Raw genomic sequence first — 14,424 nt, 5'->3', positions numbered from 1 at the left:
GGGGTTGCTGGTCACTAGCAAAAACTAGATAAACCGCCTCAAATATACTCCAAAGGTCTTTTTTTGAAAAACAGTTTCGCTTTTGAGAGGGTGCTTAAAAGCAATTTCTTCCTGAGAAAGCTCGAGCTAAAGTATTAGCATCAACAAAATCAAAGGAGAGACCGACAGGCATCCCAAGAGCTAATCTAGAGATTTTTATTGGAAGGTAAGAAAATTCTTGTTTCAAAAACAATGCAGTTGCATCTCCTTCCAAAGTTGCGTCAAGAGCTATGATCATTTCTTTAGGGGAACAAGCTTCAATTCGCTGCTTAAGAATAGCTAATTTTTCCAAAGACAAATGCTTTCCAGTGATGGGAGAAAGTAAGTTTCCTAAAACGAAATAGTGTCCTTTGAAGATCTTAGATTTCTCAAGAGCGAAAACATCCTTAGGAGTTGCAACAATACATAAGGAAGAAGAATCTCGAGATTCACTGCAAAAGTTACAAGGGGAAGTTTGAGAGATTTTTAAACAAAAACAGTTTGAGCAAGTTGCATGCGAAGTAGAGAACTCTTGTAATGCTTGAGCCATAGCCTCAATTTGAGATGGATCCCATTCTAATAATTCAAAAGCTATTTTTTCTGCTGATTTAAAGCCAATTCCTGGAAGCTTTTTTAAAAATGAAATGAGTTTCGAAATGTAATCAGGATATTTTAACATGTCTTTTAAGCCTATTTAGGTCTAGCACCTAGATAATCGATTATGAGGATAGATGCAAAATAAAGGTTAGGGTATAAACTTCCCTAGCAGTATACTCGGTTTTTTCTTTTTGTTTGCGGGTGCGTGTGAAAAAAGATATGAGAGCTTCGATCTGGGGAACTGGTTCGTATTTGCCTAAGAAAATTTTGACAAACGCTGATTTGGAAAAAATAGTTGAAACTTCTGACGAATGGATTTCGACTAGAACTGGAATCAAGGAGCGTAGAATAGCTTCTGCTGAGGAGTTTTCGTCTTTTATGGGGGCTAAGGCGGCAGAAAAGGCTATAGAAGCGGCTAAAATCTCTAAAAGTCAAGTGGACTGTATTGTATTTTCTACTGCCGCGCCTGATTATATTTTCCCTTCCAGTGCTGCCTTAGCTCAAGCCTATTTGGGAATTAAGGAAATTCCAGCCTTTGATTGCTTGGCCGCGTGTACAGGGTTTCTTTACGGATTGTCCATAGCCAAGGCATATGTCGAATCTGGGATGTATCAGTGTGTGCTTGTGATTGCGGCCGACAAGTTGTCTTCCTTTGTTAACTATCAGGATCGTAATACTTGTGTGTTATTCGGGGATGGAGGGTCTGCGTGTATTGTTGGTCATTCTAGACCAGGAGCTTTAGAAATCTCTAAAGTGAATTTAGGAGCGGATGGAAAACAAGGAGATCTTTTACGGTTACCAGCAGGAGGTAGTCGTTGTCCGGCTTCTCAGGATACCGTACAGAATCATCAACATTTCATTACTATGGAAGGTAAAGAAGTGTTTAAGCACGCAGTGCGACGAATGGAGTTTGCTGCCAAGACTTGCATTACAGAAGCTGGGCTGCAAGAAAAAGATATAGATTGGTTAGTTCCTCATCAGGCAAATGAGCGTATTATCGATGCTATTGCAAAACGTTTTGCTGTTAAAGACTCTCGGGTATTTAAAACTCTTGCTAAGTATGGTAACACAGCAGCCTCTTCTGTGGGGATTGCTTTAGACGAACTCTTACGTACACATGATATCCATGTTGCGGAGCGGTTGTTGTTAGTAGCTTTTGGGGGAGGCTTATCTTGGGGAGCAGTGATTTTACAGCAAGTGTAACAGAGGAGACTGTGTGATGGATCGTGTGGGCTTATTGTTCCCTGGGCAAGGGAGCCAGTTCGTAGGCATGGGAAGAGATCTCTATCAACAATCCTCGGAAGTCGCAAGGTTGTTTTCTCAGGCTGATGAGTTTCTAGGGTTTTCTTTATCTTCTATTATGTTCGAAGGACCTGAAGAAGTTCTATTAAAGACATCGAATAGTCAGTTAGCCATTTATCTACATAGTTTAGCTGTTTTAGAAGTTTTATCTACACACTGTCCTTTCGAGCCTATTTTGGTTTCAGGCCTTAGTTTAGGCGAATATACTGCTTTAACAGCATCAAAACGTATTAGCTTAGAAGACGGGCTTCGCATCGTACAAAAGAGAGCGGAGCTGATGAATGCTGCTTGTGAAGAGTCTTCGGGAGCAATGGCTGCAGTTTTAGGATTAACTGCGGATGTTGTATTACCTGCTTTGGAGTCTTTAGGAGACGGGATTTGGGTGGCAAATTACAATGCTCCCAAGCAGATCGTAATTGCTGGGATTAGAAATAAGGTGGAAGAGGCTTCTGTAATTCTTCGAGAACTAGGGGCTAAAAAAGTAGTTATGTTAAAGGTTGCTGGAGCTTTTCATACACCGCTTATGCAAACTGCTCAGGACGAATTAGCTCCTTATCTGTACCAGTTAGCAATTAAAGATTCTAATGTAGCTTTTGCTTCTAATGTAATAGGGGAGTTAGTGTATGAGAGCGAGGCTATCCGTTCTTTAATGGTCAGACAAATGACTTTTCCAACGTTATGGTACCAAACCTGTTTTCAAATTGATCCTAAAGTAGATTTATTCCTTGAGCTGGGTCCAGGGAATGTTCTCACAGGGCTGAGCCGATCTATAGGACTGAGTTCCCCTTGTAAACATTTAGGGTCTATGGAAGATATAGAGAATTTTCGTCGGAGTTGTGAATGAGTGGTTTATTGGTAAACAAGACTGCAATTGTGACTGGCGGTTCTAGAGGCATAGGGTTCAGTATAGCGAAGTTATTCGCTGAGCAAGGGGCTAATGTCCAAATCTGGGGAATTAATGGGGAAGCGGGGCAGGCGGCTGCTCAGACTCTTTCTGAGCAAACTGGAAGACAAGTATCCTTTGCTCTTGTTGATGTCAGCAAGAATGATATGGTTTCCACACAAGTTCAGAACTTTCTTTCGGAGTATAACACTATCGATGTTATAGTTAACAATGCGGGGATTACGCGTGATGCTCTTCTTATGCGAATGTCTGAAGAAGAATGGTCTTCGGTAATTAACACCAACTTAGGTTCTATATACAACGTTTGCTCAGCAGTTATAAGACCTATGATTAAAGCTAGATCTGGGGCAATTATTAATATTAGTTCTATTGTAGGACTTAGAGGGAGCCCAGGTCAGACGAATTATGCAGCAGCTAAGGCTGGAATTATTGGATTCAGTAAAGCGTTATCCAAAGAAGTTGGAAGTAAGAATATACGAGTCAATTGTATTGCTCCTGGTTTCATAGATACTGATATGACCAAGAGCTTGAATGATAATTTGAAAAATGAGTGGTTGAAAGGAGTTCCTTTGGGAAGAGTTGGTATACCTGAAGAAATTGCTAAGGCCGCTTTGTTCTTAGCTTCTGACGGATCTTCGTACATCACAGGGCAAGTTTTGAGTGTTGACGGAGGTATGGCTTAAGTAGTTGGGGAAAGGTTATCTTGAAAAATTAAGTTTTTTCATGGTAACTTCTTCTCTATCTTCGCGAGCGGTTTATGCTTCTCGCCCTAAGCCCTTCTGATTTTTTGATTTAGAAGGCATTTCGTTGGCTGTATATACAGTCGAGATATAGTAGCTGTGCAGGATGCTCAGTATGCTAAAACCCTTACGCATAGAATGTGCGAAAGAGTAGACTTGTAGGGATTGGTTACTCTAGTTTTATTTAAAGCTAGATTTTTTTTGCTATAGACTCTGCGAGAAACCCAATGGCCCATTTTAAATGGCCATAAGTCGACCGTCTGCTTAAGATGGAAGGCGCTTCATTTTGAAATGAAAGTAAGGATCATAGGATGAGTTTAGAAGATGATGTAAAGGCAATTATAGTTGATCAGCTCGGAGTAAGTCCTGAGGATGTCAAAGTAGACTCTTCTTTCATAGAAGATCTAAATGCAGACAGCTTGGATTTGACAGAGTTGATTATGACTTTAGAAGAGAAATTTGCTTTTGAAATTTCTGAAGATGATGCCGAGCAACTCCGCACAGTCGGTGACGTGATTAAATACATCCAAGAGCGTCAAAACTAAAATCTCTGCAACAAAGAGTTTAGGCCCACAGTTCCCATCCAAAGGTAACTGTGGGTTTTTTTATTGATCTCGAAAGACTATCTGTTTTGAGTAGGACTCTAAGAGAACCAATGAAACGGAATGACATTCCTCGATAATGCTTAGAAACTGTCCTTTATTCAATATCAACGTTTTCACTAGGGTAATCGCTTCTGCTGAATATTCCCGAACTTTATTATTGAAAAAGCTTTCTTCCCCAAAGCAGTCTAGAGGTTTAAGTCGTACATTAATAGCGGGTTCTTTTGCAAAAATTTTCACACATCCTTCTGCTATTACATATAGGCTGAAACTTGGTTGCCCTTCCGAAAAGATTTCAGAGCCAGCTTTAAAGAGCATGACCTCAGATTTATCTGCTATAGAAAGCAAAACATCCATGTCTAAGGATGCAAATAAGAAAGTTTTTTTCAGGAGAAAGGCTTTGTCTATAAGGTTCAAGGAAGTCCCTCCTACTAAGGATTTAAAGCTAGGAACTAGTTATGTATTCCCGGGATAATATAGAGGTTTTTTGTTTCTTAGCAAAGCTTTGTAGAGCAGAAGAAAACTCTGCATCGCAAAGAGAAAGCTCTTCTTTTAGTTGCTGAGCTATAAGCTTACTGAAAAGGAAAGGGGTTTGTTCGAGACGATTCAGAAGTTCTTCAATAGCCAATGGTTCCACACCTTTTTTCATATAATATTTCTCGTCGGAAGTATGCTTATCGCGATATACAAAAGGTGTGACAAGAGTAAACAAGTGGTTCTCGCAATCTTTTTCTAGAGATTCTAAAGCTTGAGCTCTAGCTTTTAGGTTTTTCCCTGTAAGAGATCTAATTAAAACATCTGCATAATCTGATGAGCCGACGATGGCTAAAAAGGCTAACATAAAATTGACTTCAGCTTGGTAATTTGCTTCCAGGCTTTCAATAAGCAGATGGAGATCGTAGCGAGGGTAGCGTTTTTGGATAAAGTTTTTATGGTAGTCGTAGAATAAAGTTTTAGCAGCCTTAGACTTTAAAATTTTCAAAGCTAAACGTTTTAGTTGACGACTATCTATGTGGCTCAAAGCCTTTGCTGCCATAATGCGGCAGCTATTGTGTAGAGAATGATCCGCGACCATTTCAATTAAAATTGGAATACATTCTTTAGGAAGAGAGGCTAGAATCGTTTCTGCTAGTTTGCGTAAGACATTTTTGAGTTGAACTGAGGCAAGAACGAACTCATAGACTAGGGATGCATCCAAGAGGGCAGCTAGAGTGTTCAGTAAAGCTTGTGCAGCTTGTGTGTCTTTTGTCTTTTTCAGTGTATTGAGAACCGTCCGCCCGTATTGAGCATATTGTTTATCTGCACAAGTTTCTAGAGATAAGCAGGCTTGTAGAAATACTTGTTCATTAGGATGCGTCAAGAAGGGGAGGATAATAGGGAAGTTTGAAGGGCTTCTTTCCAAAGCTAAGATAGAAAGACCTTTAATTATTAACTCCGGATCCTCAGATTCTAGAATTTCTGAGAGATGTTTTTCGGCAAGAGCTTGGTATTCTCCACTAGGCTTATGTTTTCTTACGATGAGAACAGCTGCAAATAGACGGTCTCCAGACTGATCATAAAGATCATCGGCAATATCGGAAACATGAAGCAAGTCATGCTCTACAAAATAGAGGTGAAGAGCTGCTGCTATGGTCGGATGTTGGGGAAGGCTGCTCCAACGTTTTAGTAGTTCGAGAGTGAGGAAATCTTTCGCCCATACGCTATTTTTTAACATATTCAGGGTTTTTAATTTCCCTGATAAGCCCAACTTGTTCATGTGAAGAAGTAGGTTGGGGAGTACTGCGCGATTTTTTAGGTTCAACAAGTGTTGGAACGCAAACATTTGGTTGCGTTCTTGAGGATTTTTTAAATGCGTTAGCAGAAGGATTTCAGCTTGGCGTTTTTCAGTGTCATTCATATCCGCAAACCATTCGCGTATAGAACGTCTACGATGTATTGATTCTAGAGAGAGATTTCTAAGAATGGCTTTTGAATAGTGAGTGCGTAGCAATATTGCTAAAAGAATACACACGGCGGAAATGATAATACAGAGTACGTATTGGTGCGGGATGAATAAACATAGTAGTGCGCAGATGAACATCCCCGCAGGCTCAACAAAAGATTCTATCGCGATCCGCACCTGATTTCGGATTTTATTAGGGATGCCATAGATTAATAACTGTAGATTATTATCATCCAAAGCATAAGCAAGCCCTTCTCTAGCGATCATTCCCATTGTTGCTATGAAGACAGAAGTTTTAATTGACCAACAACAGAATAGGCTAAAGAAGCAGATGGGAGCGAAGAGAATGATGTTATTGATTCCAAATCTTGTGATTACTCGGCTATAAGCAAATAAGGCAAAGAACATATTTCCTAAGGAAATCCAGGAGGAGTACTTAGTGAAATTCTCTGTTAACTCACAAGTCTCAGCGTTTCCAAACTGTGCATCAAAGATTTTTAAATAATTGAACTCTGTGAATACGACAAGAAGCTGCATAAGAAAATAAAAACTAACCAAGTAAAAGGTGTATTTATCCTTCAAACACAGCTTTAAAGTTTGTTTGGTAGAAGGGGGATAGCCAGTATCAAGGAAGAGATTGTGATCTTCTGAAAGCTCTTTTAGTGACGATGAAATGTAGTGTACCAGAGGGAATATGAAAGTAATTACGACAATAAAAGCGAGAGGAATTAGCTCGGCTCCGAGATACTGAATCTGGTTGACGATACGTGCCCCTAAAAAATCTCCACAAAATGTAATGGCATTAAAAATGCAAAAATGACGTTTGGCATCTTGGATATTAAAAAATTGATCTATAAACCCCCAAAAATTGGCATAACAAAGAATTGTCAGCCCCCATATAAGGATCCTATAGAGAAAAGTCGGAGTGCCAGAAACACCCTTGTGTATGGCTAGATGCCAAAAAAGGTAAAGGTTGCAGATTAGAACGCAAGATATGAACGAAAGAAAGAGAGCCCTTGGAGAGAGTCGCTTCCGAGAGAGGTTATAGAGAATTAAACACGAAATGAAGCAAAGAAAGAAGGATGCTCCCAAATAGGCAAAGGGCAGCTTCTCAGCTCCAATTTCTTCTAAAAACAGGCTCTCCCCCAGAGCAAGGGAACCGTAGCAGGCGACGCTCCAGATGAGCCCCAATAGAAGAAATAATAGAGCTCGCTTTTCCTCTCCGCGACGCAAACTAAGCAAAAAACGCAAGGCTCGCAACGATCCGCTTCCTTTATAGAAAAGAAGCATGCTAATAGATTTAATTGTTAATTTCAAGAAATTTTAGAATTAAATCTAATTCAAAAATTAGCTTACATATAAAGTTTGAGGATCAGATCCCTTATCACATTTTGCTAAGAAGATGCAAGCGATGGAAACGCAACAAATCAGTGTAGTGATGGAGGCGCTCACAATAGCCCAAATTGCATTAGTTGACCCAGCCAGACAAACAAGGACAAAAGGAAGAACACCGCCAAGTCCTAAGGAAACAAGTACGATAACAGCTACTGCAAGGATTGTCGCAGCAACTAAGCATGCCGCTAAAAACTGCGGGCCGAGTCCTAAAGATCCGCGTGTCTGACTAGACTGAACTAATTTTTTCTTGAGAGCAGAAACCTCTGTTTGCAATGTAAAAAGGTTGTTTTGCATTGCAGCGAGTTGTTGTGGATAAACAGGGACAGTGAAGAAGGGGCCTGGCCCCCATGTAGAGAAATTAGCTCCCTCTAAAGAGCCCACGGCAGAAGGAGATTGTGGGGGAAAGGATCCTCGTTTTCTTGATGGAGCGGGAGACGTGGGATTAAAAATATCAGATTTGTGTGCTATATCGGATATAGAGTACGTCATAACGTTGCCTTATCTTTATGTGCTTAATCAGTGAGTCTTCCCGCTTCGTTCAGCTCATTTTCTGCTGAGCGACGACCTATTCTTGAGGTTTTGTTGGGCTGAATTGAGTGGAGAGGGTAAATACTTGCGGTCTGGCTAGGAGTTCGATATTACGGAGACAAAGAAGTAATAACGTTGTAGCTATGCAAGTGAATACCGGCAAGGATACGGATGCACCAATAGTTACGGTGTTAAGTGCAGCAAGAAGAAAAGGAAACCCTCCACAAACTGTAACGATGGAAAGGACTATTGCTGCAATGGCTGTGAGTGCAAAAAGAGTCATTATCGCAATCATTACTTTTTTGCTAGTTGGAATCTGACTGGGTTGAATAGAGACTTGGCTAAAACCTTCTGGAGCCAATGAATTGTATACAGAATGAACCATATTTCCCTCTGTGAATCACAATAAAGAGCCTTCAATGAATTAGAAGGCCCCGATCGGCCAAGGAGTATATCATGCAAAAGACTTACAAGCAACTCAGTTAAAATCTAGTTGTTTAAGTAAAATTTTGTGTATAGCTTGCGGTTAAGAAGAAAGAGAACCCCTCCGCCTAATCCCCACTGCATGAGTAAACTTGAAATGTTATAGGAAACAAAAGGATTCCACCAATATGCTTGAGGAAGCATTGCTCCTTCATAGAAATACCACGCTAACAGTAAGACTCCTTCTAAAGGGAGTAAAAATTTTACCAATATGTCGAAGTAAGTTTTTAATTTATAATCACCCGGAACAGAATTGATAACATCTTGTCTTAAGCGCTTAATTCCGTAGCTCAATGCGGAATAAATAAAAATCATGCCATTGAGAATAAGAGCGATTCCCCAGACTATGTCTTGGTTATCAAAAAATTGTAAATTCAACGCAGAAGGAACTCCGATAAGAAACGCAGCAATGGTTGCAGAAGATTCTGCAATATGTTTTTTGATGCCAAATTCAGTTAATGTTTGCGACAGAAGAAACAGCATCGAGATCATCGAAGATAGGGCCGCCATAGAGAAGGCTAAGAAGAAGATTGCGCTAAAAAATGTAGAGAGAATGTGGGCATGAGGGAGCCGAGTAAATAGTTCTGGGAGATAAATAAAAGCCATTCCTATATTGGATGCGCCGACGCCTTCTCGTAATCCTAACATTTCCGTTGAATCTAACGATGCGCAAGCGGAGAACACTATTACAGCCATGAGAAAAGAAATAAAATTATTTGTGATAGCTGTAATGGCTCCGTTGGTGACTAAGCTGGTTTGTTTTGAAGCGAATCCCGCGTATACAAGAAGAAGCCCCCAACCAGCTCCTGTATCCCAAGCATTTTGGGTTAAAGCTTCTATCCATACTTTGTAATCGCACAGAGAAGCTTTGTTAAATACAAAGAGTAGGCGAATGCCCTCCCAAGCATGAGGCAGGGATACCGCCCTAGCTAATAGAACAAGAGCGCAAATGAAAAAGAACGGGATCAAAATCTTATTACAAGTTTCTATTCCGTTAACGATTCCTTTCCGAATGATACAATAAGCGAGAAATAGAGCTAAACAGTGGCAACTTAGAGGCATCCAGCTTTGACAGTGATGTGCCCAAAGTTGAGGAAAGTGGTTCCCTGGGACAATTTTTCCGGATAGGGAATAAAAGAAGTAGCTAAATCCCCATCCCACAATATTGGAGTAGTATCCAAGTATGCATGTTGCTACAAGAACAATAAATCCTCCTAGCCAAGCAGATTTAGGGCCCGCGGTTCGAATCAGAGCGCCGATGGGAGCTTTTCTAGTGAGTTTCCCTATAGAGAGTTCAACGATAATTAAAGGAATCGACCAAATAATTAGAAACAGTAACCAAAGAAGAATAAAGGTTCCGCCGCCATTTTGAGCTACCATTCTAGGAAATCGCCAAATATTCCCGGCTCCGATAGCAACTCCCATCATCGACAAAATGAATCCCAGTCTTGATGAGAATACTGTATTTTTTTTATTCATAAATCATTCTCTCTTAGAGTAGTCATAGAAGGAGTGGACCTGTGCAGTCAACAATCCTTTCAAACGAAAAGATCTCGTGATTAAGACGAATAGCTCTTCGATGGTAGCTCAACAATTATTTCATCTCTACCTCTAAAGAAGCGATGTTTTTGAGCTGATAAAGACCTGTATCTCAAGGCTCGCTATTCATTGGTGTAAGAGCAGGGCGGGAGATCTTCTGTTTCAGAAAATTTTTTATTAATTACAGAAACAACGCAGCAATCAGACCAAACGTTAATCAAAGTTTCTAGCATATCTAGCAAGGCATATGCAGGAAGAATAAGGCCAAGAAGACCTAGAGGGACATTCATAGAGGCTAGCAATGATGAAGTTAGAAAGTAGCATCCCATAGGAACGCCTGCATTTCCTACAGCAGCTAAAGTTGCAATAAAGACCCAGCTAATCAGTGATAAAGGAGAAAAGACGATTCCGTTAGAGACTCCTACGAACAGCACTGTGGTGAGAATGAATGCGGCGCAGGCATTCATATTAATAACAGAGCACAGAGGGAAAACAAAACGGGAGATTGTTGGTCGGATGTGTAAGTTTTCCTCGGCAACTTCCATGGTCAAAGGCAGAGTAGCTGCAGAAGATTTGGAGAAAAACGCAGTTGCTAGGGGGCGAGACATGAGCTTAAACGTACGCAAAGGAGAGATTCCCTTCATCTTGAGAAGAAGGGGAAGAACTAGGAATCCTTGAAGGCAGTTAGCTGTGACAATACAAAACAGGTATTCTCCAAAAGATGAAAGTTCCAAATTACCTGTTCGCATTTCTCTGACAAAAAGAAGAGAGAAGGCAAATGTGGCTAGTAGGAGCATTTTTAGAATGCCCTTAGAGATGCTAAGAAGCAAGGAGAATAGAGTATTGAAAGCGTTTCGAACGAATAAGCGCTCGTTTTCTGGCAGGGAAAGCGAGAAAGTTGCTAGCAAGGCAGACAAAAAGGCGGCAGCGATCACATTGCTTTCCAGGAAAGGTTCCAAAATATTTCCGGGTATCGTTTTTGATAAGACGGAGAGGTAACCTGTCGCATTGGTTTCTGTAGCGGCATTAAACCCGGACAACGGAACAGAAGGCTTAATAAAGATAAATAGAACTAGAGCCATGGCAGCCGAAATAAGAGTTGTCAATAGGGTATAGTAGAGAGAGGATCTCACGACAGAGACCATGGATTTTAGATTGTTAATCGAAGTGATTGTCGAACCTATAGCAAAAAATACAAGAGGCAGACTAAGAAGTCTCAGCAGCTTTAAAAAAACAGCCGAAATGACTTCTGCACTAAGAGAAACGAAAGATAGATGCGGCCATCCCAGAAGCAAACCAAGCAGTATGCTTAAGCCAAGCATCATATTGCTTTTTTCAGGAGAGAATAAAAGTTTCAGGGGTGAGCGCATAAAACCTCAGTTTTTCTGAGAGGGGGTATATCTTTTGAGACTAAATGTAAGAAAGGAGAGATTTTTTTTGCAAGAAAGGAGCTCTCTAATAGGGGATGTTAAGAAAAATTGTTAAAAAGTTAATTTTATCAATTCTAGCTTTCATTATTTAGTTATTTAAAAATGGCTATTATGTTATAATCTTTTTCCAAGTTTTGTTTAGGCATTAAGTTCTAGGGGAAATAAATGAGCTGTTCTAATGTTAATTCAGGTGCACCTGCTACTCTTTTCGCAAAAGGAGCAGCTGCCATATCTAGTCGCGTTGATACAATGCGACAAATGTGTTCCGCAAGAGTAGGAGCAAAAACTTGTGGGATAGCTTTAACTATTATAGGACTTTTAGTTGCTACTGCGGGGGTTGTGATTGCAGCAGTAGGAATCGGGACCCCAGCTTCTTTAGCTGCTGGTATGATCTTAGTTATGGTTGGTTCCCTTCTTTTAGGATTAGGCCTTGCTAGAGCACGAAGTCGTCGTGTAGAGGTTGAGCGTCAGTTAGAATTTGTCTCTATGCAAATAGAGGGGCTTAAGGAAGAATATAAAGCTCTTTTTGAGGTTTACCAAGTGAACCTTGAAGCTCGTCGAGCTGTAAGTAAGCATTGCCAAGAGTTGGAAGAACAAATATTAGATTTGTGTAAGCGTTATGCCGAAACAATTTCCTCCATTGAGGAGGATGCTGAACAGGAAATTCGTCATCAGACAGAAGGGTTTAAACAGCGGTTGCAACAAAGTCAGAACACTTGCAGTCAATTAACAGCAGAGTTGTGTAAATTGAGATCTGAGAATAAGACATTATCAGAGCGGCTGCAGGTGCAGGCATCCCATCGTAAAAAATAATTAAAGACTCCTCAGATATTGCATCTGAGAGTTAGGGGTTCCTTTTGCTTACGGCGCTTTAGTTCTGCATGTTGCGGATTTATAATGATTTGCGAATAAAGCGCCGTTCTGATACAGTTTTTCCCCTTTAAAAATAAAAAGGTGGAAAAATGAGTACTACTATTAGCGGAGACGCTTCTTCTTTACCATTGCCAACAGCTTCCTGCGTAGAGATAAAATCTACTTCGTCTTCAACAAAAGGGAATACTTGTTCCAAAATTTTGGATATAGCTTTAGCTATCGTAGGCGCTTTAGTTGTTGTCGCTGGGGTATTAGCTTTGGTTTTGTGCGCTAGCAATGTCATATTTACTGCAATAGGTATTGCTGCATTAATTATTGGATCTGCTTGTGTGGGTGCGGGAATATCTCGTCTTATGTGTCGATCCTCTTATGCTAGCTTAGAAGCAAAAAATGTTTTGGCTGAGCAACGTTTGCGTAATCTTTCAGAAGAGAAGGACGCTTTGGTCTCCGTCTCTTTCATTAATAAGATATTTCTGCGAGGTCTTACGGACGATCTCCAAGCTTTGGAAGCTAAGGCAATAGAAGTTGAGATTGATTGTTTGGACAGATTAGAGAAAAATGAGCAAGCTTTATTGTCCGATGTGCGCTTAGTTTTATCTAGCTACACAAGATGGTTGGATAGTGCTGAAAAGGAAAAAGCTGCTCTTAAAGCATCTATAGACGCTAACCAAGCTTCTTAGATTCCTCTATTCAGTCTTTTCACAAAAGACGCCTATATGTTGCTTTGGTATGGATAGGACGTTCTCTAACATATCCCTGGAAGACTTGTTTTGATAATCCGGGACCGTGTGGAGGTTTGTTTCCAAACATAGCGAACCTTGCTTTCGCATCTTGTTTTACACTCTAGTCTCACGCGATGAAAGGAGGGTTAGGGTTTTCTATGTCAAAAATATTTCTGTATTTTTACCATCTCGCGTATTATCTCGCCTTTTTTTGGTCCGGAGTCGACAATGTCTTATCTTTTTTGTTCCTCTTGCGCTCCAACTCTGGAGAGCCCCGCAGAGTTGTGTCTGTATAAGACGCATATTTATTGCAAACGAAGAGGAAATATAGAATTTGCCGTTTCCTTAGGAATTTTTGCTATTTTAAGTTGTGTAGCCTTGCTTTGTTTGCTTTGCGGGGGATCGTCGCTTGTGTTTGCCGGTTTAGGTATTGGAGCGATTATGCATTGGTTCTGTGGCTTTAGGAGTAGGGTTAACGTTTCTCTATTGGTCTTGTAGTCGGGGATTGCAAAATAGAATTAGAACAAACATTTTGGCTAGTTCTGACTCTTCGAGTCTATTTTCTTCTAAATCCGATTTTTCATTAGAATTTGAGCTGAATGAAGCAGATGTGACTATAAGTGTCTCATGATAATATAAATACGATTATTTTTTTGTCATTTAGACATCTTTTGGTTGGGTAGATTAGGTATTTAACTACCATTGAAATATATAAAAATTTTTACTTTAATTAGCTTTCCTGTAGCATGTTGGCCTTTTTTTTTGCGAAATAGAGGCGCCATGTTTAATATTTCTTTTTGTTCCAGCAAACCATTGCGTGCCGATCATACTGAAACTATCGGTGCTCAGACTACTACAAGCCGTAAAGAGCAATTGTTGGCAATAGGTGCCTTGGTATTAGGGGTACTAGCAGTTTTAGGTGGTGCTCTTCTGCTTCTTTTTTCAGGAAGTGTGGTCTCTCTTTTTGCTCCTATTCTTAGCTTATTAGCAATGACACTGGGTTCTGCCTGTATAGGAGGAAGTCTAGTTTATATGTATGGGTTTTCTTTAAAACCGACGAGACTCCCTTCAGAGTCATCTGAGTTAGCTCCAGAGGCCGTGACTCCTGGATTAGTGTTATCTTATCAAGAACTTCTATATGAAGCAGAAGAAGATTTGAAAGAAGTTGAAGGATTGCTTGCTCAAAAGAGCAAAGATTTAGAGCTTGCTCAGAAAAAAATAGAGCAGCTTCAAGGTGGGTTGAAATGTGTATTGGAAGAAAGTCTGAGATAATTATTAATGGTTTCCAAGTAGAGTAATTATGAACGTTTGGCGTCCTACCAATTTTTTAGGGAATTGTTGTTCAGCAA

Annotated in this window: 14 protein-coding genes and 1 pseudogene; 8 read left to right on the top strand and 7 right to left on the bottom strand. The window is 40.3% G+C overall.

Translation table 11 applies throughout. The features are described from left to right. Positions 1–94 precede the first annotated feature (94 nt). The gene (gene recR / locus CTA_RS01295; protein WP_009871587.1) at positions 95–697 is read right to left on the bottom strand and encodes a recombination mediator RecR; all 603 of its coding nucleotides are present in this window, start codon (positions 695–697) and stop codon (positions 95–97) included. A 137-nt stretch (positions 698–834) separates the two neighbouring features. Here recR and CTA_RS01290 point away from each other — a divergent pair, with 137 nt between their 5' ends. The 4 genes from CTA_RS01290 (at position 835) to acpP (ending at position 4,106) form a co-directional block, all read left to right on the top strand. Then, positions 835–1,818, top strand: coding sequence for a ketoacyl-ACP synthase III (locus CTA_RS01290; protein WP_009871586.1), 984 nt, complete (start codon positions 835–837; stop codon positions 1,816–1,818). Between the two features lie 16 nt (positions 1,819–1,834). Beyond that, on the top strand, positions 1,835–2,761 hold the full coding sequence (fabD, locus tag CTA_RS01285; RefSeq protein ID WP_011324659.1) for an ACP S-malonyltransferase: 927 nt from the start codon (positions 1,835–1,837) through the stop codon (positions 2,759–2,761). Further along, the gene (gene fabG, locus CTA_RS01280) at positions 2,758–3,504 is read left to right on the top strand and encodes a 3-oxoacyl-ACP reductase FabG (RefSeq protein ID WP_011324658.1); all 747 of its coding nucleotides are present in this window, start codon (positions 2,758–2,760) and stop codon (positions 3,502–3,504) included. Before fabD ends, fabG begins: the two co-directional genes overlap by 4 nt. 368 nt (positions 3,505–3,872) lie before the next feature. Further along, positions 3,873–4,106: an acyl carrier protein gene (acpP, locus tag CTA_RS01275; RefSeq protein WP_009871583.1), complete on the top strand. Its 234-nt coding sequence runs from the start codon at positions 3,873–3,875 to the stop codon at positions 4,104–4,106. A gap of 60 nt (positions 4,107–4,166) precedes the next feature. On the opposite strand, the gene CTA_RS01270 is transcribed toward acpP, so the two are convergent. From CTA_RS01270 to CTA_RS01245, 6 genes are all read right to left on the bottom strand, one after another. Continuing rightward, positions 4,167–4,580, bottom strand: coding sequence for a cyclic nucleotide-binding domain-containing protein (locus CTA_RS01270; protein ID WP_009871582.1), 414 nt, complete (start codon positions 4,578–4,580; stop codon positions 4,167–4,169). Between the two features lie 28 nt (positions 4,581–4,608). Then, positions 4,609–7,395: an MFS transporter gene (locus tag CTA_RS01265; protein WP_011324657.1), complete on the bottom strand. Its 2,787-nt coding sequence runs from the start codon at positions 7,393–7,395 to the stop codon at positions 4,609–4,611. A 57-nt stretch (positions 7,396–7,452) separates the two neighbouring features. Beyond that, positions 7,453–7,989, bottom strand: a complete 537-nt coding sequence (locus tag CTA_RS01260) for a hypothetical protein (RefSeq protein WP_011324656.1) — start codon at positions 7,987–7,989, stop codon at positions 7,453–7,455. A gap of 76 nt (positions 7,990–8,065) precedes the next feature. Continuing rightward, entirely contained in the window at positions 8,066–8,413 is a 348-nt protein-coding gene (gene incB / locus CTA_RS01255) for an inclusion membrane protein IncB (protein ID WP_011324655.1), read from the bottom strand. Between the two features lie 104 nt (positions 8,414–8,517). Beyond that, positions 8,518–9,990 carry a sodium-dependent transporter gene (locus CTA_RS01250; RefSeq protein ID WP_009871578.1) on the bottom strand — a complete coding sequence of 491 codons (1,473 nt, stop codon included), beginning with the start codon at positions 9,988–9,990 and terminating at the stop codon, positions 8,518–8,520. Positions 9,991–10,172: 182 nt separating this feature from the next. Further along, positions 10,173–11,420, bottom strand: a complete 1,248-nt coding sequence (locus tag CTA_RS01245; RefSeq protein WP_009871577.1) for a dicarboxylate/amino acid:cation symporter — start codon at positions 11,418–11,420, stop codon at positions 10,173–10,175. Between the two features lie 225 nt (positions 11,421–11,645). Between CTA_RS01245 and CTA_RS01240 the strand changes: the two genes are divergently transcribed. The 4 genes and pseudogenes from CTA_RS01240 (at position 11,646) to CTA_RS01225 (ending at position 14,347) form a co-directional block, all read left to right on the top strand. Next, complete coding sequence (locus CTA_RS01240) at positions 11,646–12,293, top strand: hypothetical protein (RefSeq protein WP_011324654.1); 648 nt, start codon at positions 11,646–11,648, stop codon at positions 12,291–12,293. A 149-nt stretch (positions 12,294–12,442) separates the two neighbouring features. Further along, complete coding sequence (locus tag CTA_RS01235; protein ID WP_009871575.1) at positions 12,443–13,033, top strand: IncA family protein; 591 nt, start codon at positions 12,443–12,445, stop codon at positions 13,031–13,033. 270 nt (positions 13,034–13,303) lie between these two features. After that, positions 13,304–13,706 (top strand): annotated as a pseudogene (locus tag CTA_RS01230) (hypothetical protein). A gap of 149 nt (positions 13,707–13,855) precedes the next feature. Continuing rightward, positions 13,856–14,347: a hypothetical protein gene (locus tag CTA_RS01225; RefSeq protein ID WP_011324652.1), complete on the top strand. Its 492-nt coding sequence runs from the start codon at positions 13,856–13,858 to the stop codon at positions 14,345–14,347. Positions 14,348–14,424: the final 77 nt, after the last annotated feature.

Origin of the sequence: Chlamydia trachomatis A/HAR-13 (assembly GCF_000012125.1) — a bacterium.
Taxonomy (GTDB): Bacteria; Chlamydiota; Chlamydiia; order Chlamydiales; family Chlamydiaceae; genus Chlamydia; species Chlamydia trachomatis.
This window is presented reverse-complemented; position numbering and strand designations above follow the sequence as displayed.